The sequence below is a fragment of the Winogradskyella litorisediminis genome (genome assembly GCF_042675765.1).
GTDB classification, from domain to species: domain Bacteria; phylum Bacteroidota; class Bacteroidia; order Flavobacteriales; family Flavobacteriaceae; genus Winogradskyella; species Winogradskyella litorisediminis.
The window spans coordinates 206,621-229,930 of the sequence record NZ_JBHTJL010000003.1 but is presented as its reverse complement, the minus strand read 5'-3'; the positions used below and the strand labels follow the sequence as shown (position 1 = coordinate 229,930).

14 protein-coding genes are annotated in these 23,310 nt (G+C 34.1%); 4 read left to right on the top strand and 10 right to left on the bottom strand.

Annotation, left to right across the window (positions count from 1 at the left end; all coding sequences use genetic code 11):
• Positions 1–8: 8 nt before the first annotated feature.
• Positions 9–932, bottom strand: a complete 924-nt coding sequence (locus ACFQ1Q_RS01160) for a peptidoglycan DD-metalloendopeptidase family protein (protein ID WP_386127118.1) — start codon at positions 930–932, stop codon at positions 9–11.
• Positions 933–1,170: 238 nt separating this feature from the next.
• Here ACFQ1Q_RS01160 and ACFQ1Q_RS01155 point away from each other — a divergent pair, with 238 nt between their 5' ends.
• Positions 1,171–1,815 carry a hypothetical protein gene (locus ACFQ1Q_RS01155; RefSeq protein WP_386127116.1) on the top strand — a complete coding sequence of 215 codons (645 nt, stop codon included), beginning with the start codon at positions 1,171–1,173 and terminating at the stop codon, positions 1,813–1,815.
• Positions 1,816–1,824: 9 nt separating this feature from the next.
• Positions 1,825–3,687, top strand: coding sequence for an adenylate/guanylate cyclase domain-containing protein (locus ACFQ1Q_RS01150; RefSeq protein WP_386127114.1), 1,863 nt, complete (start codon positions 1,825–1,827; stop codon positions 3,685–3,687).
• Here ACFQ1Q_RS01150 and ACFQ1Q_RS01145 read toward each other — a convergent pair whose 3' ends face one another.
• The 6 genes from ACFQ1Q_RS01145 to ACFQ1Q_RS01120 all read right to left on the bottom strand — a co-directional run bounded on the left by ACFQ1Q_RS01145 (position 3,688) and on the right by ACFQ1Q_RS01120 (position 19,114).
• Complete coding sequence (locus tag ACFQ1Q_RS01145) at positions 3,688–4,674, bottom strand: PorP/SprF family type IX secretion system membrane protein (RefSeq protein WP_386127112.1); 987 nt, start codon at positions 4,672–4,674, stop codon at positions 3,688–3,690.
• Between the two features lie 30 nt (positions 4,675–4,704).
• The gene (locus tag ACFQ1Q_RS01140; protein ID WP_386127110.1) at positions 4,705–13,005 is read right to left on the bottom strand and encodes a T9SS type B sorting domain-containing protein; all 8,301 of its coding nucleotides are present in this window, start codon (positions 13,003–13,005) and stop codon (positions 4,705–4,707) included.
• 84 nt (positions 13,006–13,089) lie between these two features.
• Positions 13,090–15,513 carry a PorP/SprF family type IX secretion system membrane protein gene (locus ACFQ1Q_RS01135; RefSeq protein WP_386127108.1) on the bottom strand — a complete coding sequence of 808 codons (2,424 nt, stop codon included), beginning with the start codon at positions 15,511–15,513 and terminating at the stop codon, positions 13,090–13,092.
• 1 nt (position 15,514) lies between these two features.
• Complete coding sequence (locus tag ACFQ1Q_RS01130; protein WP_386127106.1) at positions 15,515–16,978, bottom strand: T9SS type B sorting domain-containing protein; 1,464 nt, start codon at positions 16,976–16,978, stop codon at positions 15,515–15,517.
• A 119-nt stretch (positions 16,979–17,097) separates the two neighbouring features.
• A complete protein-coding gene (locus ACFQ1Q_RS01125; protein WP_386127104.1) occupies positions 17,098–18,411 on the bottom strand; it encodes a hypothetical protein in 1,314 nt (437 codons plus the stop codon).
• 250 nt (positions 18,412–18,661) lie between these two features.
• Positions 18,662–19,114 (bottom strand): hypothetical protein, encoded by a 453-nt coding sequence (locus ACFQ1Q_RS01120; protein ID WP_386127102.1) that lies wholly within the window; start codon positions 19,112–19,114, stop codon positions 18,662–18,664.
• Between the two features lie 358 nt (positions 19,115–19,472).
• On the opposite strand from ACFQ1Q_RS01120, the gene ACFQ1Q_RS01115 reads away from it, so the two are divergent.
• Entirely contained in the window at positions 19,473–20,024 is a 552-nt protein-coding gene (locus ACFQ1Q_RS01115) for a hypothetical protein (RefSeq protein ID WP_386127100.1), read from the top strand.
• Positions 20,025–20,068: 44 nt separating this feature from the next.
• Positions 20,069–20,629 (top strand): hypothetical protein, encoded by a 561-nt coding sequence (locus ACFQ1Q_RS01110; RefSeq protein ID WP_386127098.1) that lies wholly within the window; start codon positions 20,069–20,071, stop codon positions 20,627–20,629.
• A gap of 73 nt (positions 20,630–20,702) precedes the next feature.
• Here the strand turns inward: ACFQ1Q_RS01110 and ACFQ1Q_RS01105 are convergent, their stop codons facing one another.
• From ACFQ1Q_RS01105 to ACFQ1Q_RS01095, 3 genes are read right to left on the bottom strand one after another with little or no spacing between them, the layout of a single operon-like run.
• Positions 20,703–22,097 (bottom strand): NAD-dependent succinate-semialdehyde dehydrogenase, encoded by a 1,395-nt coding sequence (locus tag ACFQ1Q_RS01105; RefSeq protein ID WP_386127096.1) that lies wholly within the window; start codon positions 22,095–22,097, stop codon positions 20,703–20,705.
• 7 nt (positions 22,098–22,104) lie between these two features.
• A complete protein-coding gene (locus ACFQ1Q_RS01100) occupies positions 22,105–22,845 on the bottom strand; it encodes an SDR family oxidoreductase (protein ID WP_386127094.1) in 741 nt (246 codons plus the stop codon).
• 21 nt (positions 22,846–22,866) lie between these two features.
• Positions 22,867–23,307 (bottom strand): arsenate reductase family protein, encoded by a 441-nt coding sequence (locus ACFQ1Q_RS01095; protein WP_386127092.1) that lies wholly within the window; start codon positions 23,305–23,307, stop codon positions 22,867–22,869.
• Positions 23,308–23,310: the final 3 nt, after the last annotated feature.

The following is a 23,310-nucleotide window of genomic DNA, read 5'->3' as shown; positions in this document are numbered from 1 at the left end:
AAGAAACACTACATCTCTAAAATAAGCTTTTGACCAATTTTTAATGTAGAAGTTTTTCGAATAGAATTTACTTTACATATAGAACGAATAGACACATTATTTTGGTTTGAAATCCGTGATAGTGTATCGCCAGATTTTACTATATACACCTTTCGGGTTTTAACTAAACTCGCTAGTGCTGCTTCTTCAGTGGTAAAAAGTTTAAGTTTGCTTCGTTTACGCGAATTATGAAATGAGGCACGTGTCCACTCTTTAGTAATCCAAATATCCTGAGCTCTGATTTTGTGTTCTTCGGAAAAATCGAAAATATATTCTGGGTGAATGTATTGCCCTTTGTAACTAGCCACAAAGTGCAAGTGACTACCAGTTGAGCGACCAGTATTTCCACCCTTACCAATAACTTGCCCTTTTAATACAGCGTCATTTACTTTTACATGTCTCTCCGATAAATGGGCATAAGTGGTTTCTAAGCCATTGTAATGCCTTACAATAACAACATTCCCTAATGTGCGACTATATCTAGAAAGTCTTACAATGCCGTCTAAAATAACAGCAACACTATCGCCAGTAACTAAATCTAAATCGATACCGTTATGAGGACGACCACGACGCCAACCATAACGAGATGTTACCACATTTTTATTAAGAACAGGTGCAGCAAACGTACTATCTGTAAAATTTAGATAAAGCGGATATTGTATAATCTCATTTCGATAGGGATTTACATTTACATTATCCCAAAACTCTGAATTGATACTTACAATCTCGGAAGTTTCGTTTTCTGTACTAATTATAGGAATAGCAATTTCTTGATTTACTAATCCTTTTTGAGCTACTGAATTAAGTTGAATTTTTATAGAATCTGTTTTCGTTTCTTGCGCTAATGCTATACATAACGAAAATGAGAAAAGAGAAGCTAGTACGAATTTCATTCGGGATAAATAAAATTTTTTACAAACTTAAACGAAAAAATAATATTCATATTGTTTTAAACATTTGTTTATAAACAAAGAAATTTACAAAAGAGCATTCTTATTATATTGAAATAAATAGAGTTTAAAAAATGTTATTTTTTTATATCTAATAAGCTACCTGCTAATTTGTTTTTAATCTATATATTAATTCTTATTTTTGAATTCCCCCTAAATTTTAATCCATAATTTTTTTTCGATGAAAAAAACTAATTTTTTATGCTTTTTAGCGTTTGGTTTACTGCTTTTTAATACTTGCGATAGTGATGATGGCCCAAGTCAAGACGAAATTGACAGTGCATTGTTTCCTACTAGTTCCACTGTAAATTTTGAACCAGATGTAACATTAGACGTAGACGCAGTGTTAAATCTTCCGGCAGGTTCTGACATATCAAACCTCATTAATTTAGGACAACCTGCAGGACAATCTGCAGCAGAATTTGAATCTGTAGTAAGATTGCAAGATGTCGTAATACTTGGTCAGCCTACAGGAATAGCTCAAGATGATGTATTGCTTTACAGTTTTGATTTTGATATTATTTTAGACAATGGTGATAGACTTACGCCACAACAGCAAATAGATATTTATGATAGTGTTGTTATTACAACTGAAAATATTGATGATGTTGTTGGGCAGCAAAATATTGTAGTTGATTTTAGACCTTCAGACGGTGCGCCTCTAATTAATTTTATTGGATTAACACCTTCATTTGCAGATCAAAATTCGGATTTAAATTTTAAATATGACATCGAATGTTGGATTTTAAGAAACGATGTGCTTAACGGACCGTATATTATTGATCCTAAAATCAGAATAAAATCACTTAACTTTAGTGGAAATTAATTTTAGTTTTTGAAAAGATTAAAATCAATCATATCAACCAAAACTATTAAAGCCCTTTTTTTATTGGGCTTTTTTGTATGTTCAATAGGTTCGTATTCACAAAATATTAGAAAGAGTGATAGTCTTGAAAAATTGCTTAAAACTGGTGACTATGATAAGGTTGGCGAATTAGATTTGCTCGAAAAATTAACCCGAACAGAAACCGATTTAGATAAGCTTTATAATTACAGTTTACAACTTATAATTGTTGCTAAAGATTTAGATTCGACCAAAGCTGAATATCGAGGATATCTACAAAAAGGAAATGCCCTAATTGAAAAGGGTGATATAACTAAAGGATTAGAAAGCTATTTTGAAGCTTCTAAAATTGCAAAAGATAATGATGACTTAGAAAAGGAAGAAGCACGCATTGATATAGCAATTGCAGGTGCATATTCTACTTTAGAAGATACAGATTCTTCATTTGAATACTATCGCGAGGGATTAAAAATTTTAAAAAGGTATCAGGATACAGAAGAAGATTTATCGAGCTTAGCTGATGCTCAATTTAATTTTGGAGATGAATTTCTTAAAGTTAAAAATTATGATTCCGCATTTTATTATACTGATAAAGCAAACAAAATTTTTGAGCAATTAGAATCAGAAATTGGTATTGTATTTTGTAAAGGAAATTTTGGATTGATTTACGCTGGTAAAGGAAATAATGAAGAAGCAGAAAAGAATATTTATGATGCAATTGAAGTGCTTACAACTTACGGAGCATATTCTGCAGTTTGCGAGTATCTTACTGCAATGTCAGGCGTTTACGAAGATATTGGTGAAAAAGAAAAAGCCTTAGACTATGCCAGACAAAGTTTAGATTTAGCTAAAAAGCACGGGTTAAAAGATGAAATTGGCGATGGTTATTACAGATTGTACGAGTTATATGATAAACGTAAAGATTCTAAACGCGCATTAGAATTTTACAAAAATCATATAGACTATAGAGATAGCGTCACCAATGTGGCAGAATTTCAAAGGTTAAATAGATTGCGTACTAAAGACGCAGTATACGAGTCGGAGCAAATTGCTGAAAAGCAAAAAGAGATAGCAAAAGCTACGCAACAAGTAAATAACCAACAAAAAATTATTATTGGTTTGGTTGGTTTGGCTTTGATAATCATTGGTTTTTTAGCATTTAAATTCCTTAAACAAAGTAAAGTTTTAGAAAAACAAAAAGGGGTAATTGAATTTGAAAAACACCGTTCTGAAGAATTACTTAATAATATTTTACCAGAAGAAACTGCACAAGAATTAAAAGAAAATGGTTTTGTTAAAGCAAAGCAATTTGAAAATGTTACCGTACTTTTTACTGATTTTAAGGGATTTACATCTCAAGCAGAATTATTATCTCCTGAAGATTTGGTAAAAAGTATCGATTACTATTTCACTAAGTTTGATGAAATCACCGAGAAATATGGATTAGAGAAAATTAAAACCATCGGAGATGCTTACATGTGCGCAGGAGGTTTACCGTTTCCAAAAGATAATCATGTGGTTAAAGTTTGCCAAGCCGCATTAGAAATCGCCGATTTTGTAAAACAAACTCGCAGAAATATTGATCATAATTTAGCAAAATTCGATATAAGAATTGGTGTGCATACTGGACCAGTTGTCGCTGGAGTCGTAGGTAGCAAAAAGTTTCAGTATGATATTTGGGGTGACACTGTAAATACAGCCAGTCGTATGGAGAGCTCTGGAGAAATTGGTCGTGTAAATATCAGTGAAGCAACATACAAGCAATTGGTACAATATGATGCATTTAATTTTACAGCTCGTGGTGCTTTAGAAGCCAAAGGCAAGGGAAAAATAGATATGTATTTTGTAGATTAATTATCTGTATTTCCAATATTTTCGTGCTCCAGTTGTACACTCGCAATTACTAGCATTCTGTAAGAAATCAATACCAATGGTAACCATATGCGTTCCTGAATTATAAGCCGCCAAATCGTTAATTGTAAGCTGATAAGAATAGGCAAAGTAAAACTTGTTTACCATGATTCCGGCCATTGGACCAATATTTAGAGGCTTCAAAATTTGGTCATTTAAAAATCTGTACGATACGCCAATCCAGTAATAATCATCATTTCTGCTAAACTTTCGGTATTTAAAATTAATATCTGTACTTGAACGTCCATCACTATTAAATCGTTGATAAAATACAGATGGTTCATATTCAATTAATTTATTTTTCTTTCCACCAATAATATATCCTGTGTAAGCCTGAAAGTTTAAAAGACTATTTGGTTCTTGACCAATAAACGGATTCACATCCTTTTCCAATAAATTATTGGCATTAAAACTGAAGAAGAAATTGTTATAACGGTACAAAAACCCAACATCAAAGTTATTATTACTTTGTGCTCTATCATCAATAATACTTGGGTCAACTATCGGAATATCTGGTGTAGGTTGAAAATTTTCGATATCAATTCTAAAACTATTTATATTATAAGAAAGACCTAATGACAAGTATTGTTTAGTTTTATAATCTAAAGTTAAATGATGTGCAAACGAGAATTTAATTCCCTTTTGGCGTGTATTTCCGTTTTTATCATTGTAGGCACTTATACCAATCCCAGAACGGTCCGAAATTCTAAAGTCGGCATACAATGCTTGGTTATCTGGCGCACCTTTAATACCAACCCATTGCGTTAAGCCGTTGGCACGAATTCTTAAATTATCTCCAATTCCTGCAAAAGTAGGAGAAATGACAAATTCATTATCTGCCAAATACTGTGTAAATACAGGTAAATTTAACTCTTGTGCATTTGCAAAATACGATAGGCTTAAGATTATGTAGAGTAGGTTTTTTTTCATGATTAGGCTTTGTTAAGGTAGATTTGGGGATTATCTATAAAGAGTAAAGTGTCCTACAAAGGAGCGCGAAACGGTATCGTCATTTGGTCTTACAACATACCAATAGTCACCTGTAGGCAATTCGGTACCATTGTATCGTCCATCCCAATATTCGCCAGCCCTATATGTGGCCACTTTTCGTCCGTATCTATCAAATATGTCGAATTCTAAATTTGGATAATTTTCTGCACATCCTGGAGTCCAAGTATCTGTTACGCCATCACCATTTGGTGTAAAGTAATTCGGGATACATATTTCAATAAATTCGCGTACAATTTGCACAACAGCAGAACAACCGTTTGAGTCAGTCGCAGTGATAGTGAATATACCGGAGCTTGAAATAGTATAAGTATTCTCCTCTCCATAGTCTTCGTCATTAAACGTATATGTGTATTCACCTGTTCCGCCTGAAGCATTAGCAATGATTTGATTAATTTCTTCGCCATCTGTTACATCTAAAGTAACAGGTTCATAGTCTGACATGTCAAATAATTCGGTGCGCTGAATACAACCATCAGAGTGTCTTACATCTATATAATTTTCTACGCTTGGGTCAATATTCGTAAATATGTTACTTTCTTGATATGGTCCACCATTTAATGAGAAATCGAGTGTAGACATATCGGTAATGGACTCATCAACAATAACCGTAACAGTATTAACTTGAGCATTCTGGTCACAATCGTAGCTAACTTCAACGGTAGGATTTATTCTAATTGAAGTTGGAAAAGGAATATTCCACTCAGACTCGCATCCTTCGGAATCTCTGACAAAAATGCTTTGGTCGCCACCAGATAAATCAGTAAAATCGAATACGGTTTGTCCAACTTGGCCAGTGATATAAGGCCCTTCGTAACTACCAAGACTAACGCTATATGGTGTAGTTCCGCCAGAAATTTCTATACTAAACTCGCCATTAGCTTCACCATCACAAACCTCAGGTAAAATTGAGTTAGGCACTAACCCCAATAATACCTGAACAGGTTCTGTGACAGTTTCAGTAAATGTTAAATAACACCCTAATTCGTCTTGTACAATTATATCATAATCGCCTGGTGCTAAGTTTTCAAAAACATTGGTATCAAAAAATTGATTGAGTTGCGGCGAGATAGCATACTTAATAACTCCTGTTCCGCCAGAGGCATCAATTGTAATTGAACCATTGTCTGTGCCTGTACACTGTACATTCGTGACGTTTACAGTAGCCTCTAGCATAGTACTTGGTTCCGTTATAGGGATTGTGTTTGATATGGCTTCACAATCACCACTTTCCACAACTACGACATAATTTCCTGCAATTAATTCTGTAAAATATCCAGGAGTATTTTGTGTAGCTGCGACAGTATTTCCGGCGGTATCTTGTAGAGTGTACACATAGTTTTGTAATCCACCAGAAGCAACAGCTGTAATACTTCCTGTATTATCTCCAGCACAATTTATTGTAGGGTTTGTGGATTGTAGCGTAATCGATAATTCTGGAATTGGCTCGACAGTTATGGTATTTGAAACCGAAGCAATACAACCGTTATCATCTCTTACATAAAAAGAATATGTTCCTGCAGAGACATCAAACGTTGTTGAATTATTGAAAGTACCTAAAACTGAAGTAAAGTTTGCATCAGAACTATAAGTGTATGGCGCTGTTCCGCCAGTAGCAGATAAAGTTAGTGACGCCTCAGTTAAACAAGTTTGGTTATCTGTTTTAACGAGACTTGCATTTATTTGTGTAGGATTATCAATTTCAATTGGTGCTGATGTCATTTCACAATCAAATCCATCAGTAATTGTTACCGAATATGTGCCGGCTGATAAATTATTAAAAACGTTAGAAGTTTGTGGTCCGGATGAAGTCACAACAGGCGCAATTGTATTCAATGTAAATGAATAATTTGAACCTTGACCACCAACAACATTTGTAATAGTAATACTTGCATCAGCATCACCAAAACAGGATAGAGTTGTGGCGCTTGGTGTAAAAAGAGCTACGATAGGATTCGGCTCTTCAAGTATAATATTTTCTGAAACAATACAGCCTTCGGCATCTCTAACATTGACAGTATAATTACCAGCAGATAAATCTGCAAATGTTCCATTAGGAGAATATCCTACTGTTGCATCGCCAGTTAATTCATATTCGTAATTTCCCCAACCACCTGATGCAATTGCCGTAATTGTACCTTGATTATTATTACATGTCACATTAGACGTTTCGGTAACATCTAATTGTAACGCTTCTGATGGCGAATTGATAATAACATCCAAGTTTGATGCACAAAATGGCACTTCAGTTTCGGTTACAGTAACAGTAAAGGTTCCAGATGTTAATCCGTTTATAGTGAGCGGATTGGTTGTTGTGTTTGAAGATACAGCACCAAATATAGATGTATTAGTTTCGTCGGTGACTTCGTAAGTATATGTACCAGAATAATTTAAGATTTCTAAATAAAAACTTCCAGAATTGTCACCAAAGCAAGTTAATGTATTTGGTGTTAATATAAAGCTTGGTGCAATTGGTTCAACTAATGAAACGGAAACATTATCTATACAACCGGTATTTGTATCAGTAATTTCTACTTCATAATTACCAAAAGGCACACCAGATATAGTATTTCCTGTAATAGTTATTGATGGACTAATTGGAGTAATTGAATACGTAAACACGCCTGAACCACCAGATGGATTTAAAGAAATTTCTCCATCATTATTATTACAAGTTGGTTGTGCCGTAACAACTGCAGTTACATCTAATATTGGAAGAATATCAACTGAGACTAAGTTGCCACAACCATTTACGTCATTAATTTCGACCGTATGATTACCAGTGGCTAAATTTGAAATACTAAAAGGGAAACTTTGTACTTGGAAAGCACCACCATCAATACTAATACTGTAAGGTGCAGTTCCAGTCACTATTAAATCTACATCTATTTGAAATGTACCATCAACCGATAAACAATCGTCATTAATGGTGGATGAAATTTCAGGAGCATCGTCCATTGGTAAAATAGTTGCAGGACTTGTTAGCACACAACCATAAGCGTCTAAAACATGAACATAGTATGTATCTGCATCTAAGTTGAATGTATTTGCAGAACCCCAATTAGTATCCGAAGCTAAAGGCGACGTTGCCGTTGTCGTAATTTGATATAAGTATGGTGCTGTTCCGTTTGAGGCAACGGCAGAAATTACTCCTGAATTCGGGTTGCAATTAGCATTTTGGTTAACAGAAACATCTAGAGCCAAAGGAAATTCAGATTCTGTGATATTAAAAGCTGTGGTTACAACGCCACATCCTGCATTTGGTCCTGATGTTTCAGAAATATTCACAAAATAATTACCGAAAGGTAAAGGTCCAAAATCTGAAACAACTAATGTGCTATTTGCGCCAACTGTTGCATTAATAGCCGTTCCTAGAGGACTTAAAGATTGTGAATCTAAAACCTGATATGAAACATCAATGTCAGTTGAATATGTACTTGTAATCGTAAATGAAACATTACCATCAGCGCTACCTGTACAAGAAATATTATTAACATCTGGAGCGGAAACTATCAAGGTTGAATTTGTAGGAATAGGTAACGTAGACACTTCATAATAACTACAATTTGTTGCTGTATCGTGTACTATAAAAGTGTAAGTAACACCAGGTGTTAATCCTGTAAATTCAGTTGCACCAGAATTCGCAGGACTTTCAGGAATCCAAGTTCCGACGGATGGATATGAAATATTTGGGTTATCATAAATTGCGAAAAAGAATGGGCCAGAACTACTTAATGCAGAACTTACAGCAATTTGAGATGTTCCGCCGGTTGAACAATCAACTGTAGAAGTAATGTTAATATCTAAATCTGAAGGCGGAGAAGCAACTAGTACATCTTGCACAAGCACTGAACAACCATTAGCATCAATAACATTAATTTCATACAATCCAAAGTCCACTACGTTAAAGCTAACAGATGTTGAACCAGTGTTATTTAATTCTGAATTAGAATAGCCATTTGTCCCTGTTACAAAATAATTATATGGTGCAGTTCCACCAGAAACCGAATTAATAATTACAGAACCCTGTGAAACTCCAGTCGATGTACATGTAATATCAACAGCTGAATGATTGACGATTATTGCATCTGGCTGTGAAATTGAAATATTTTGAGCGTCAGTACAGGAGTTAGCATCTGTAATTGTTACTACATAATCATCAGCCGGTAAACCAGTAGTTTGTGTTCCGTAGTCTATTCCGGATGTTGAACTAATATTCATAACAAATGGCGGCGTACCAACAGTATTATCAATAGTAATATCTAATGCTCCCGTATTTTCTCCATGACAATTGATATCTTGAGATTGCACTAAAGATGAAATGGACGGTGGAGTTATTGGGTTAATTGTAATTATTGATGACTGTATGGAACACCCATTTCCATCTGTAATTTCAAATTGATAATTGCCAGAATTACTTGTTGAATAGGTAAATGTATTTGGTGTATTTCCTAAATCTGTAAACGTACCGCCGTTAAACGACACGCCATAAGTAAAGGGTGCAGTTCCATTTATTGTTCCGCTAATTACAGCATCTGGAGAAGCTGTACAATCCAAGCTTTCTGTTAAAACCACGTTTATAGTTGTAGTTGGTAATGGGTCAACGGTATATGATTCTGAATACGTACAATCGTTTTCATCTCTTACCTGAAAAACATAAGTTCTTGGTTCTAAACCAGAGAAGTCAGTAGCGGTTTGGTATGGTGTTGTTGCGCTTGCAGGCGCAATAATTTGATATTCTAAATTTCCTGTTCCACCAACTGTATTTGTTACATTAATAGTCGTAGTATTAAAAGAACAGTTAATAGGTGAGTGGCTAAACTCTAAATCTGTCGGTGGATTTAAAGGTGCAATATCGACTGCATTAGTAATAAATGTACAGTTATTTGCATCACGAATTGTTACGGTATAGTTTCCTGGTGATAAATTATTAAAGCTAGTACCATTTTGAAAATTAAATCCATCAATACTGAACATGTATGGTGCAGTTCCACCAAAAACGTTAGTCACTTCTAAAGTAGCTGTTGATGTACAAGTAAATGTAGCTAAAAGTTCTGCTGTACCATTTATCGGGTCATTTTCAGTAATCGTTACCGTTTGCACATCTGATGCACAAACAGCTCCACCAAATGAATACTGCACAACAACATCATAGTCACCAGGAGTTAATCCAGAAAAAACATTTGAATTGGTGAAAGTCGTGCCTCCATCATTACTATATAAAACAGTGTTTCCTCCGGCATCATTAACATTGATGGCAATTGAACCATTATCATCACCGCTACAAATAATATTAGTTGTCGCTATATTAAAGTTTGGAGTACCAGCAGCTTCAACATTTATTGTTGTTTCTGCACTACAATTATTTGCATCTACAACCGTAATATTGTAAACTCCAGCAGATGTTACTGTATACTCTGGAACTGTTTGAAAATCCGTAGAGCTATTTATAAAATAAAAATAAGGTGCTGTTCCACCTTGCGGATAAATGGTGATTTCTCCATCACTACAAGTTAAAGGTATTGTTAATGCAGCTGTAACTGTTAATAAAGGCGGTTCTGTTATAGTTATATTTTCTGAGTAAACACAGCCATCTTCTGTGGAAGTATTAATCGTATAATTTCCAGGATTTAGATTTTCAAAAGTATAAGTGTTATCAATTGTCGGACCTACAGAATTAACCAAAGTTCCGCCATTGAATATTTCAAAAGTGTACTGTGGTTCAACATCATTTACTGAAATTTGAATATTTCCTAAACCGCCGTTACAAGCGGCTTGCGTTACTGTTGTATCTACTGAAAAATCACGTTCTCTTATTTGTATATCAGGTACAGTAAACACACAAGGATTACTATCCACACCTATCTGACGAATATAAACTGTGTAAAAACCAGCTGTGTTTACGGTAAAAATATTGCTGCTTTGATAATTAACTCCGTCTAGGCTATATTCATATCCAGAAGGCACATCACTTACCGTTATGCTTCCTGGTGTTGTACACACAATATCTTCTGTGGTGACTGTTGGTGCTAGTAAATTTTGATAAACATTAAAATAGAACTGCACAAAACAGCCACCTTCGTAATTAATAGTTAATCGGAATTGACCGGCCGAATCTGCTAAAAAATCTTGTCCTGTTGAAACTTGATTCCAGTTACAAGCATCATCTTCATTAGCACAATCCGTATTTGATACGGCTGGACAACTACTCTCATCTAGTTGTTCCCAAATAATCGAGGATGCTCCAGAAACATCAGTATCTATATTTACAAAATCGTCAGCACCACATAAATAAATATTTGGTAACTCTTTTCCGTCATTCGGGCAAATAACCACTTCATCTGCATACGGAATTACAGGATTTGTTGTGGTTCCACCAAACAATTCCACATTGTATTGCTGGACAATTGATTGACAAGGTGCGTCTGCAGTATTAAACGAATAATACGTGCCAGTGGCATCAACTGTAATAGTTTGTGTTGTCCCTATAATTGGAGTTCCAGACGGATTTGGCGACCAGGCATATGACGAATAGCCATTTGCAGCGGTCAATTGTAATGTTGAAGTACATAATACGGCATCTTGTTCAAACAAACAATCGTCTAAATCTGCTAAGAAATTTGTGGTTTGTGGCGAAAGTAAACATCCTGTATTACTGCTATAACTCGGGTCATCTGTAATTTCGAAGGTTGGATTGGTCTCACCTGAATAGGTTGCAAATGCTTGATTTTGAATTAAATCTGTACATGCATCAATAAGTTGCTGACAGCTTTCTACAACGGTAACTTGAATACGAATTTCATAAGCTGGGTCAAATTCTTCAACTAAGCTCTCGTCGATAGCAAAGACCAATTCTCTTGAACCCACGTCATAACTTTGTACCGTTACACCAGCAGGAAGCGTTAAACCATCAGGAAAATCTAAAATTGTATTTACAGGTAAAACATCTCGAATAGTAAAGTTTACAGCATCATCATTTCCAGTATTCTGAAACCCGATAACATACTCCAATTCTTGACCAAGATTTACAACTTGACCACCAATATTGTTCCCATTTTCATCTTCGACCACTTTGGTTAAAACAATATTTGGCTCAATAATTTCAACAGCAAAGGATGTGACAAATGCACCATAACCATCGCCATTTGTCGTTAATTTTAAATCGCCTGCAGTTTCACCATTAGGTATAACAATATTATTTGGATTTGGGATATTTACATTGTTTATATCCATACCCAAAGTATTTGTACTCGTCGGATTTCGGTCTAAATTATGAACACCATTTCTTGTAATTGAAGAATTAAAAAAATTATTTGCCTGATTGATATTATCAGAAATAACTGTAAAATCAGGGTTAGAATCTGCTTTAAAACGAAATGAATCTCCACCAATACCAATATCACCTTCTAAAGCACCAACTCCAATATTTGCATTAACCGGTAGTGGTGCAGGTAACGTTTGAAATCCTGAAACAGGAATATCTAATTCTGTATTTCCTTGAACTCCAGCGTAACCATCAAAAAGTGCTATGTATTTACTTGGTAGAGTAGGACTTTCATAAATTACAACTAATGTCCAACCAGCAGAACATCCACCACGACGTCGGCCACGAGTAGCTCTTAGATTTGCAACGGCATATTCTCCATCAGCTTCTGGCAAATCTCTTAGTAAGTTTGTAACATTTTTATAACAAATTATTGGGGAATCTTTAAATGAATTTTCAACACCAGCGCCATAATATTCATAACCATCAAATATAATATCATCCTCTTCGCCAGCAGCATCTGGGTCATTATCTGCAACTAAATCAATATAATTTCCTCCAGGAACTCTAAATTTAATTTCGTTCCAATCTTCAAAACGAGGTGTTCCTTCAAATTGCACACTTGGATTATTTGCTTCTTCTAGTGGATAAACGGAAGCCCAATATAAACCTGCAAATAATATTTCTTTACAAGAGTTATCGGTTACTAAATTAGCGCTACTCGAACTGAAAATTGAAGGGTCGCCATCGTTTTCAACATTGATATAAACACCTTCGTTGTTGTTATTGATGCCGTTTCCATTATACGGTTGTGGTAATCCTGCACCTGTTACAATACTGTTTCCTATAAAAACAATGTCGCCTTTAACACGAATGCTTCCGTTTTCTAGTCTTGGATTAAAAGGTACTGCTAGCTGAGCATACGCAGAGATATTTGCAAATACTAAAAAAAGTACTGCTGCTATTTTTGAAAAAGTAGGTTTTTTCATAATAATTTGCTTTTTGAATTTTCCTTTGCTAATTGTTTGGGGCAATGCAGAAAAAGTAAATTCGTGAGGGTTATATTTTGGGGGTTAGTTTTCTATTTTAATTATCGTCATTTTTGAATTGTATGGTTTTGTTCCTCTTTGTTTTAATAAAGAATTTGCTTGCTGTATGTTTTGAAACTTCTTTTGATAGATATAATACTGACTTGTATTTACATCAAAGAAAAACTCAATATCTGCCACACCTGAAGCAATAACTTTAGTAATAAAATCGTCTCGTTTATCTGTATCTGTATGAACAGCTAAAACCAAATAATAGCCACTATTAATATTATTTACATTTTTTAGAATGGTTATATTATTGGATTGGGTAATCCCGAAATCAAAATCATCTTCAGTGTAATTTGCAGAAGCAACTTCTGTAGTACTTTTAAGGTTGGCTAATCTTGCTCGGTCTTGTTGATAGCGCTCTTCTTCATTATCGTATTCGGCACGCTTAATACGACGTCTTTTCTCAAACTCAATACGTTCTTGAATGTTTTCTAGTCGGTTTTCAAGTTCGGCTCTTATTTTCTGCGTTTTTGCTTGTTCAGCTTTTGATGATGATAATTTCTTTTTGTAGAATAGGAGTACAGTTTCGTTTACAATAGTATCTGCCTCTGTAGCACTTTTATAAAGCTCCTCGAGTTCAGAAATACTTTCATTTTGTTTTTCTATAATATTATCTAATTGAGATTTTACGGCTCGAAGCTCATTATTTTCTTTAGTAACACTTCTAAACTCTTTTGGTTGCACTGTAATACCTTGGTCACTTAAATCATTTTCTTCTTTTAAGTTTTTTAAATTTTCATTTTTGTTTTCAACCGCTTTATTATATCTATCTAATAAGTCTGTTTGTTTCGTATTATCATTTTCAATGGCATCTGCAACAGACTTTAACTCCTTACCAATTTTACTTTTTGGATTATTGATAATATTACTTTCAGTATTTTCTCTTACCAGGCGTTCTTGTTCCAAACGAGTAGCTTCTGCTTGTTGTCTTTCAAGTTCTTCTTTGGCTTTTTGCTCTTCTACTAACTTTTTGGCCTCAAGTCGTTCAGCTTCAGCTTTAGCTAATCTATCTGCAGCTTCTTTCTCTTTTGTAATACGCTCTTGTTCTAAGCGTAAAGCTTCTGCTTCTTCTTGCTGTCTTTTAAGTGCTTCGTTTACTTTCTGTTGCTCTGCTAATCTTTCTTTTTCTAAACGGTCTGCTTCTTTTTTCTTTTTTTCTTCTTCCGCTTTAGCTCTTTTATCAGCTTCAATCTTGGCTCTAGCTATACGTTTAGCTTCTTCAAGACGTTTTTGTTCTGTAATTGCTAATTCCTCAGATTTTCTTTTTTCCTCAGCAAGTCGATTATTTTCTTCTTGTTTTAGTATTTCTGCTTTTTCTTTTGCGATACGTTCTTCTTCAGCTTTTGCCAAGGCCTTAGCATTATCTTTTTTAGGTTCAGCTGGTGTAATGACTTTTCGTTTTGGAGCTGTTGATTTTACAATTCTGCGTTTAGGTTTTTTATCTGTATTTATTAAACCAGAAACTTCGTCTTGACGACTGTAATCAAAATAACGTCTGTTATTAAATCTATAGGCAAGCGTGACCTCGTGCGATGGCCCAAAATCTATGATATCACCCAATGCTTTTTCAAAATTATATTCGATTGCAATTTCTTTTGTAACATTGATTCCCACGCCAGCCGAAGCTCCATATAAGGTATTATATCCACCTTGAAACCAAATTCCTCTTGGTACGTAAATCATAGCATTTGCTGAAATGATAGTTTCTTCTCTTCTAAATTCGCTTCTTACTAATCCTGAAAAGCGAGCATCATCAAAAAAACCACGACTAGACATATAACCAGTGTACATTACGTGGCCTTGAATGCCTTGTTTAGGATTATTTTCAAGAATTTCGGAGGACTCAAAATTGTAAGAGACCAAATTGTTTATTGAAACTCCAAAATCTAAAAAAGCTGTGCCATAATTAATACCTGGCGAAACAGTAACTAATAAATTTGATGGTACGTTTTGTAAAGATGGGTCAGGAAAATTTGAAGTCACATTACTTGTGTTGATTCCGCTACTATAAGCTCCAAGATTTAACCCAAAGGTTAGATTACTGTCTCGGTCCAATCGTGCATTGTAAGCAAAGTTAAGCAAGCCACCAAATGTTGTTAGAACACCATAATTTTGCTGAAAAACACCAATGCCAGCACCTATGTTTTCGCCAAATCGACCAGAATAACTTGCCAAATAGGTGATTGGTGCATCTTCAAATTGTGTCCACTCGCGTTTATTATAAATACTTGCGTAATTGTATTGCTCTCTAACAAAACTAAAGGTTGGGTTGATAGCGTATTTATTAAACATTAATGAGTTTCTGACCGGTAAATCAAACGCTACAACACCATCTTCGTCTTGAGAAAGTAGAAGTTGCGTTGTAATGCAAAATGTTATGGTTAGAATTATAGCTTTCATTCTATTTAATAAGTGTTATTGACCCTTTTTTAGAGTTTCCTTCTGGTGTTTCGATGATGTAATAATAAACTTGATTTATAGCACTAAGCCCCAAATCATTTTGAGGCCAGTCGTTTTGATAATCATTAGTTTGAAAGACAAGTTTCCCTTGACTCGAAAATATTCTTATTGATGTATTTGTCCCACTTACAAAAGCTTGTGGAATTATCCACTTATCATTTATACCATCATTATTTGGGCTAACAATATTTGGTATATCCTCAACATTTGGAAATTGTTCTATTGCTTCTTGAATTGTGAATTGATATTCTACAGCGCCAGTACATCCTGTGCTTTCGGTGATGATAACGCTATAATCGCCAAACTCATCGGTTACAAGAGATTCTGAGGTTTCGTTGGCGATTAAATTTCCGTTTAAAAACCACTCATATGATGGATTATTAGCGTCATTCGTTACTGTTATAGTAAGTGTTTGTCCGTCTTCAATAAAATTAACTTCATCTACATTGATATCGCTATTAAATAATTCGCTTACCAAATCGATTGAACCAGAAGCCATACAATCTCCCAAGTCTACTTGGACAGAAAAATTTCCAGATGTGTTTGTTAAATACATTTGGTTTGTGGCGCCATCAATAACTTCGCCATCTAAAAACCATTGATAGCTGTTGCCACCAATAGTAGTTAATGTTGTTAAGCCTTGTGCTGGACAATACGGGTTTCCTAAACTGGAAACAATCGTAGCGTTTGCTTGACCATTTGAAGCCTCGGAAATAGTGACACGGTTTGAAGCAGAATCCGAAGTACAACTTCCGTAGTTGGTTTCAACAAAATAAGTGCCTTCAGTATTAACTTCTAAGGTTTCGCCTTCCGCAACAAAAATTGATGTTGTTGGGCTTGTTTCGCGATACCAATTAAAGGTTAATGACGGATAATTTAATGGAGAATCGTTAGTAGCTGAGCCTGGATTGTCTATACTCAGTAAATAACTACTTCCTGTACAATAAGCGCCTGTTGATACTAAATTATTTATTGTAAATGGTGAATCTTGTAATTTATAATACGCGGCAAATGATTGGGAACCAGAGCTTGTAGCGGAAGGCGCAGTAGCTTTTATGCGTATTCTGTAATTTTCACCACTCGTTGTTGTTGGGAACGAAAAATTTATCGATGCTGGTGAGGTTGTGAATTCTCCAGTGTTTGAAGTGTAAATAACTTCTGCACTTGTAAAATCACCATCTGCATCAGATAACTCTATAATAAATTGATTATTACTTTGTAAGCCAGATTCTGGAGAAAATACAAAACTTGTGGTATAAGAATTAAATGAATCACTTGCACAAGCCTGACTAAATCCTAAACTTGGTGCACCTATAACTATCTGAGCTTTGCCAGATAAACAGAAAAAAAGTAATATGCAGTTGAGCCAATAAAAGCTAACTTTAGTGCCTAAGTGTAATTCCATTTTTAAGGATTGTAGTTGTGTTTAATATTTAATATTTGTTAGTTAATGAAATGTATGTTCCTAGCCAAGGTGCTTACCTCAGTGATAAAAGTGTCTATAAATAATTTTGAAATTAGTGCTTAATCGTCGTCAGTATCTGTATCTGTCGTTGCTACGATTTTATTAATCCGTAATCTAAAATCTGGATTTTTTGTCAAGTTTAAATCAATAAAAGTTTCTGTATCAGAACCTTTGGAGTATACATTGTCAAAAGCACGACTTCCATACCAACTTTCTAAATCTTCGTTATTGGGATTGTATTTTGTAAAAATATTACCCTTACAATTATTAAAGTAAGTACGCTCAAATTTTATACGTTGAAGATTGTCGTTATTAATTTGAATTTTTTCGTCCAAATATACCGCAGGATTAAAACCTGAAATAACACTTTTGTTTAATTCTAATGAAGCCGTATTTGTAATATATATTGCTTCTTTAACTAAGCCTACATTAATATCGGATTCTAAATTTTTACTCACATTGATTAGCGTTACATTAGTTGCAAATACATGTGTCGATGGTTTTTCAAAATCTGTGTCTTCTTTATCTGAATATGATGAAATATACATGGCTCGAAAACCCTCAGAGCTTGAAACATATGGTGACCTTATTGCCAATGAGTTGCTCAAACTTGTTTGTGTACCTTCATTAAAAGCATAATCATTTCTGTTGCTTTTATATGATACCAATTTTTCGGCTATAACGTTTCCACCAATGACGTTGAAAGAATTTCCGCTACAATAACTAACCATTACGTTATCTAAAACCGTTTGCTCACCAACGGCTGCAAGTGTTAAACCACTTAAATAGCCATGTTTTTTTGTGCGTTTACCTGCATATTCAATTCTCACGTGTCTTAAAATACCTGAATCGCTAAGGCTGTCGTCACCTCCATATTTCAAATTTGACAAATCATCTGGTGACAATCCGTAATCTAAAGTACCTTCGTTTGCTATTTTATTTGTAGGTGCATCACCTAGAATAAAAATTCCGCCCCAATCGCCAGGTTTTCTTAATGGCCTATTAGAGGTAAATACAATCGGGTCAGTTGGCTCACCTATTGCTACAATTTTTGAATTTTTACTTATGGTTAAAGAACCTTTTGATTTAAAATCTCCTAGAATTAAAGTTCCTGGTTCTATAGTTAGCGTCGTACTGTCTGTAACAAATACGTCACCGAGAAGTAGGTAGATATCACTCTTATTGAGTGTAAGGTCTTCTGTAATTGCACCTGTTAATATTTGAGTTGGTTCATCATACTTTTGTTTTCCAGGAGAAAAGTCTGTCCATGATTGCAACCAATTATTATAACCAATTATTCCTTTTTCTTGCTGTGACCATGAACAACAAATTGAAAATAGGAGTAAAAGAGTGCCTAAAGTAATTTTTTTCATAGTAGGTTAAGATTTTATTTTTATTGCGGGCATTTCAAACATAGAATTAAAGCCTATTAAATACAAATATTATCGATATAATACGTAAATAATTTAGAAAAAAAAGAAAACACTTACAAATTTAAGCTGTTTGTCTAGGTTTTAAATAGCGGAAGAACAATCAATTATGTATATTATGATTTTTAGGATGACTATTAGAAACAAAAAAGCCTCAATAAAAATTGAGGCTTCCATTTAATAAAACTTACGCTTAATTAGATTTAAAATCGTTATAAGTATATAGTGATTTTAGTGTTGACTCATAGAACAGAATGGCTGTTATTAAGTCGTTAGTATCAGAATAGGGTAGTATTTTTTTCTGAAACTCAATAGTATTATCAAAGTAAACTTTAGAAGCTTCTTTATTGTTTTCTAAAGCCTTTACATTTTCTTTAGTATCAGGTATTCCAATGTCACTCATGGTAACATTAGGATTTGTAGCAAACGCAATGTTTGGTAAAATATTTACAATAACTTCAATACGCTCAACGTAAAGTTTAAGCAAATCTCCTTTACGCATACGGTCCAATTCACCACGCTCATGATATTTTGAAATATTTACTTTTCCTGTAATAAAACTTAACGGTTTTGATTTTTTTTGGGCTTGCGATAGATTAGATATGCATAAAAATGCGACCACAACAAGTAGTAGTTTTGTTTTCATATTATAGTTTTTTAATAGACTTGGGAAAAACAAATCTATATAATTAAATAGCAATTACAAGTAAAATTTTACTTTTTTTAGCAAATAAAAACATCAATAAAAAGCATATTTCGTCGTTAAAGTGCATAAACACTAGTTAAAATGCAAATTATTCAGACTAAATACAAAGTGCCCTATTTTAAAAGATTTTTATCGATTTAGGATAATTTTGATGAAAATATCTAAATATTTAAATTGCATTTTATCGAATATTTATACTTCAACCATCCTTTAATCGTATATATTTTGAGTTGGTAAGATTTTTAAGGTTTTATCATTAATTTTTTACAATTTGGTTTCATAATCAATAACTTAACTTATGAAATCTGTCATTAAGCTATATGTAATTATTTTATTTTTTAGTATTTCAAATTTCATTCAGGCACAATCGAAAGAAATTTCTTCTGTCGGTATAGTTCCTAATTATGATGAAAAAGAAACACCATTTAAAATTTACGGAACCATATACATGAGTGATGGAATTACCCCAGCAAAAAATTATACAGTAACCATAAATCAAGCGAATGAAAATGGGGATTTTTTAGTTGATGAAAACGATAATTTAATTTCTGCTGCATCGCTAAAGACAGACCAAAATGGCAACTATACATTTTACACTTATGTACCTGGAAATGATAGACGTTACAATAGACTTCAAGAAATTTTCATGAAAGTAGAAACTCCTAACGGTGGTGCATACGCCATGCCTACTTTACTTTTTGACATCGACCCAATGCTTACAAAGCGTTGCAGAAAACAAATAGCAAAACGAAGTGATGCTTCAAGAATTTTAAAACTTACAAACACAAACGACGAAAACATCGTTAAAAAGGATTTTATACTTACGCTAGACCTTGAGCGTATTAATTAATGTTTATATTCGTTTATTGAAATATTTAATCCAAAACTCTAAAAATGAAAAATTTTAAAATTGCATTCTTAATGCTTTTTAGTGTCACACTTTTTAATTGCGACAGTGACGATGACAATAATACTAACACAGATGTGCCTGCTGTGTCTTTTGATGTTACTTCTGTTATTGCGTTAGCTCCAAATTCGGATATAACAAATTTAGTGACCTTTAACGGGCAAAATGCTGCTTTGTATACTACTGAATTATCTGTAGGTTCTACTTTACGCGTTGGGAGACCAGAAGGATTGGGTACAAACGATATATTTACTTATGACGAAGTGATTGTCTCTTTTGAAGATAATGGTGAGATTATAGAAATTAATTTTGATGAAAATACCTTTATTAGTAGCGATGGTTTTTTACAATACATCATTCCTGCGGGTCAGCCATCTAATTATTTTGACTTAGATGAAATCACGGTTTTCGAAATACAAGCAATTGATGCAAATGCAACGGTTGATATAGATTACAAATACGAAATGTCAGTTTTTATTGAAAGAGATAACATTACTTACGGACCGTATTTTATTGACCCAAAAATTAGGGTTAAGTCATTAAACTAATTATATAGTATCCACAAAATAAAAAAGAGTGCAAATTAAAATTGCACTCTTTTTTATTTATTATTTATTGAGTTTATTCGGATATAAGAATTGCTTTTGCGTTAACAAATTCTTTCATTCCAAAACCTCCGTGTTCTTTTCCAAATCCAGAATTTTTTACACCACCAAAAGGCATTGCTGGGTCAGCTAATCCAAACGAATTAATAAAAACCATACCTGTATCAAAATGATTTTCTGCAAGTTTTATGGCTTTCTGTTTGTCTTTACTAAAAATTCCTCCACCTAAACCAAAACGGCTGTCGTTGGCTATACGCATTGCGTCATCTTGGTTTTTTGCTTTTATTAGCGAGGCTACTGGCCCAAAAAGTTCATCATCGTAAGCTGGTTGTCCGCTCGTTACATTTTCTAAAACCGTAGCCGGATAGTAATATCCTTCACCTTCTGGAATTTCTCCACCGCATAAAATTTTAGCACCATTTTTCACACTTTCTTCTACTTGTTCGTGAAGTTTTTCACGTAAGTCTTTTCTGGCCATTGGCCCTAAATCAGAATCATCATTATAAGGATTTCCTAATTTTAAATCTTTCATACCTTTAACGAAAGCTTCTTTAAATTCCTCATAAATACTTTCAACTGCAATAAATCGTTTTGCTGCAATACAAGTTTCTCCATTATTATAAATACGACCGCGTATGCATTTTTTTACAGCATCTTCTAAATCTGCGTCTTCAAGTATAATGTATGCATCATTACTTCCTAGTTCTAAAACTGTTTTCTTTAAAGCACTACCTGCTTTTTCTCCAACTGTTCTTCCTGCTCCCGAACTTCCGGTTAGCGTAACTCCTCTAACCAAGTTATGATTTACCACTATATCAGATTGGTCGTGGTTGATTATTAATACTCTAAATAAATTTTCTGGTAAGCCAGCAGTTTTAAAAATAGATTCTAATAGTAATGCTGTACCAGTGACGTTTTCGGCATGTTTTAAAAGCACACTGTTACCAACCATTAAGTTTGTAATGGCATAACGAATCACTTGATACGATGGATAATTCCATGGCTGTATACCGTAAATTATTCCTAATGGGGAAAAAGTGATTATTCCCTTACCGCCATTAACCAAATCACGTTCTTCATTTTTTAATACTTCAGCAGCATTTTCAGCACAATAATTACAAATAGCAGTACATAAATCAACTTCGTCATGACTTTGAGAAACTAATTTCCCCATTTCGTCGGTCATTAATTGACTTAATTCCTTCTTATAATTCTGAAGCTCTTCGCCAATTGATTTTATAATTTTTCCTCGCTCTTCAAAGCTTTTATGTTTCCAACTAGAAAACGCTTTATTTGAATCTGAAATGATATCTTTTACTTCGTGATTTGTCATATAATTATAGGACGAAATGGTATTTCCGTTTGAAGGATTAATGGTTTTAAATGCTTCTTGTTGTGTTGCTACTTTCATAATTTTTTTATTTCTGTTCGCTAGGAACGATGTATACGTCGTTGATGTTTACTCTTGCTGGTTGCGTTAATGCATAATGTATGGCATTAGCAATGTCTTCAGATTCGAGAGTTGTCATTTCCTTCATATCAGACATGTTTTCTTTAATATCTTCATCTGTAATAGTAGAAGTAAGGTTAGTGGCTACTGCGCCTGGCTCAATTGAAGTCACATTAATCCCATATTTTGGTGCTAATTCTTGTCGTAATCCTTCAGAAAACATTTTTACAGCAGATTTTGTTGCACAATACACTGCGCCACCTGGAAAATAGCGATGTGCAGCCATCGATGACACATTAATAATATCGCCACCTTTGTTTTCTTTTAACTTTGGTAAAACAGATGCGACGCCGTTAAGGACGCCTTTAATATTAACGTCTACCATTTTATCCCATTCTGACGTTTTTAATTTTTCTACATATGACAAAGGCATCAAGCCAGCATTATTAATAAGACCATCTATCTTGCCGTAAGCGGCAACTGCTTTATTTACAACATTATCAAAATCTTCTTTTTTGGTAACGTCTCCCAAAGCTACAATAGCTTTTCCGCCATTTGCTTCAATTTTATTTTTTAATGTTTCAAGTTTATCTTCACTTCGCGCCATGAGAACAACATTTGCTCCGTTACCAGCCAATTTTTCGGCTGTGGCTTCTCCGATACCACTAGAAGCACCAGTGATAATTATTGTTTTATTTTCTAAATTCATAATTTTTCTTTTTCAATTTTTTTAAATAAAGGAGTCGTCTTCAGTTTGACTCTTGGTCGTCGGTTTCTCTGTATGAAACGTTTTTTCTAAACCAGCAGAATCTACTCCAAAAAAGTGTAATGCCTTTGTATAATCGGTTGTATGCATTGTTTTATCTCCTTCAATAAGAATAGCACCTTTTAATACTTCAGGATTTTGAGCTAAGATTTTTACTAAATCTTCCTCGCTATAAGAAGTGTCAGAATTAAAATCATCAATTTTTTCAGTATCCATAATGGATTTTAAGCTAACATCTAGACGCTCTGCGATTTCGTGCCATTGGGTATCTGATGGCATTGTTTTGCTAACATCGTAGAGCATAACATCTTTTTCAGATGATTTTAAAAAGGCTTCGAGTTGGTTGCTAAATGAGGTGCCACCAACATAATAACAGTTAATTTGATTTTTCACGGTATTAATCATTTA

Excerpts from the sequence above, each read along its gene's own strand:
- ACFQ1Q_RS01120 (WP_386127102.1), bottom strand. The coding sequence starts at position 19,114 with ATGAAAACAAAACTACTACTTGTTGTGGTCGCATTTTTATGCATATCT.
- ACFQ1Q_RS01160 (WP_386127118.1), bottom strand. The coding sequence starts at position 932 with ATGAAATTCGTACTAGCTTCTCTTTTCTCATTTTCGTTATGTATAGCA.
- ACFQ1Q_RS01145 (WP_386127112.1), bottom strand. The coding sequence starts at position 4,674 with ATGAAAAAAAACCTACTCTACATAATCTTAAGCCTATCGTATTTTGCA.
- ACFQ1Q_RS01155 (WP_386127116.1), top strand. The coding sequence starts at position 1,171 with ATGAAAAAAACTAATTTTTTATGCTTTTTAGCGTTTGGTTTACTGCTT.
- ACFQ1Q_RS01110 (WP_386127098.1), top strand. The coding sequence starts at position 20,069 with ATGAAAAATTTTAAAATTGCATTCTTAATGCTTTTTAGTGTCACACTT.
- ACFQ1Q_RS01130 (WP_386127106.1), bottom strand. The coding sequence starts at position 16,978 with ATGGAATTACACTTAGGCACTAAAGTTAGCTTTTATTGGCTCAACTGC.
- ACFQ1Q_RS01135 (WP_386127108.1), bottom strand. The coding sequence starts at position 15,513 with ATGAAAGCTATAATTCTAACCATAACATTTTGCATTACAACGCAACTT.
- ACFQ1Q_RS01105 (WP_386127096.1), bottom strand. The coding sequence starts at position 22,097 with ATGAAAGTAGCAACACAACAAGAAGCATTTAAAACCATTAATCCTTCA.
- ACFQ1Q_RS01125 (WP_386127104.1), bottom strand. The coding sequence starts at position 18,411 with ATGAAAAAAATTACTTTAGGCACTCTTTTACTCCTATTTTCAATTTGT.
- ACFQ1Q_RS01140 (WP_386127110.1), bottom strand. The coding sequence starts at position 13,005 with ATGAAAAAACCTACTTTTTCAAAAATAGCAGCAGTACTTTTTTTAGTA.
- ACFQ1Q_RS01100 (WP_386127094.1), bottom strand. The coding sequence starts at position 22,845 with ATGAATTTAGAAAATAAAACAATAATTATCACTGGTGCTTCTAGTGGT.
- ACFQ1Q_RS01115 (WP_386127100.1), top strand. The coding sequence starts at position 19,473 with ATGAAATCTGTCATTAAGCTATATGTAATTATTTTATTTTTTAGTATT.
- ACFQ1Q_RS01095 (WP_386127092.1), bottom strand. The coding sequence starts at position 23,307 with ATGATTAATACCGTGAAAAATCAAATTAACTGTTATTATGTTGGTGGC.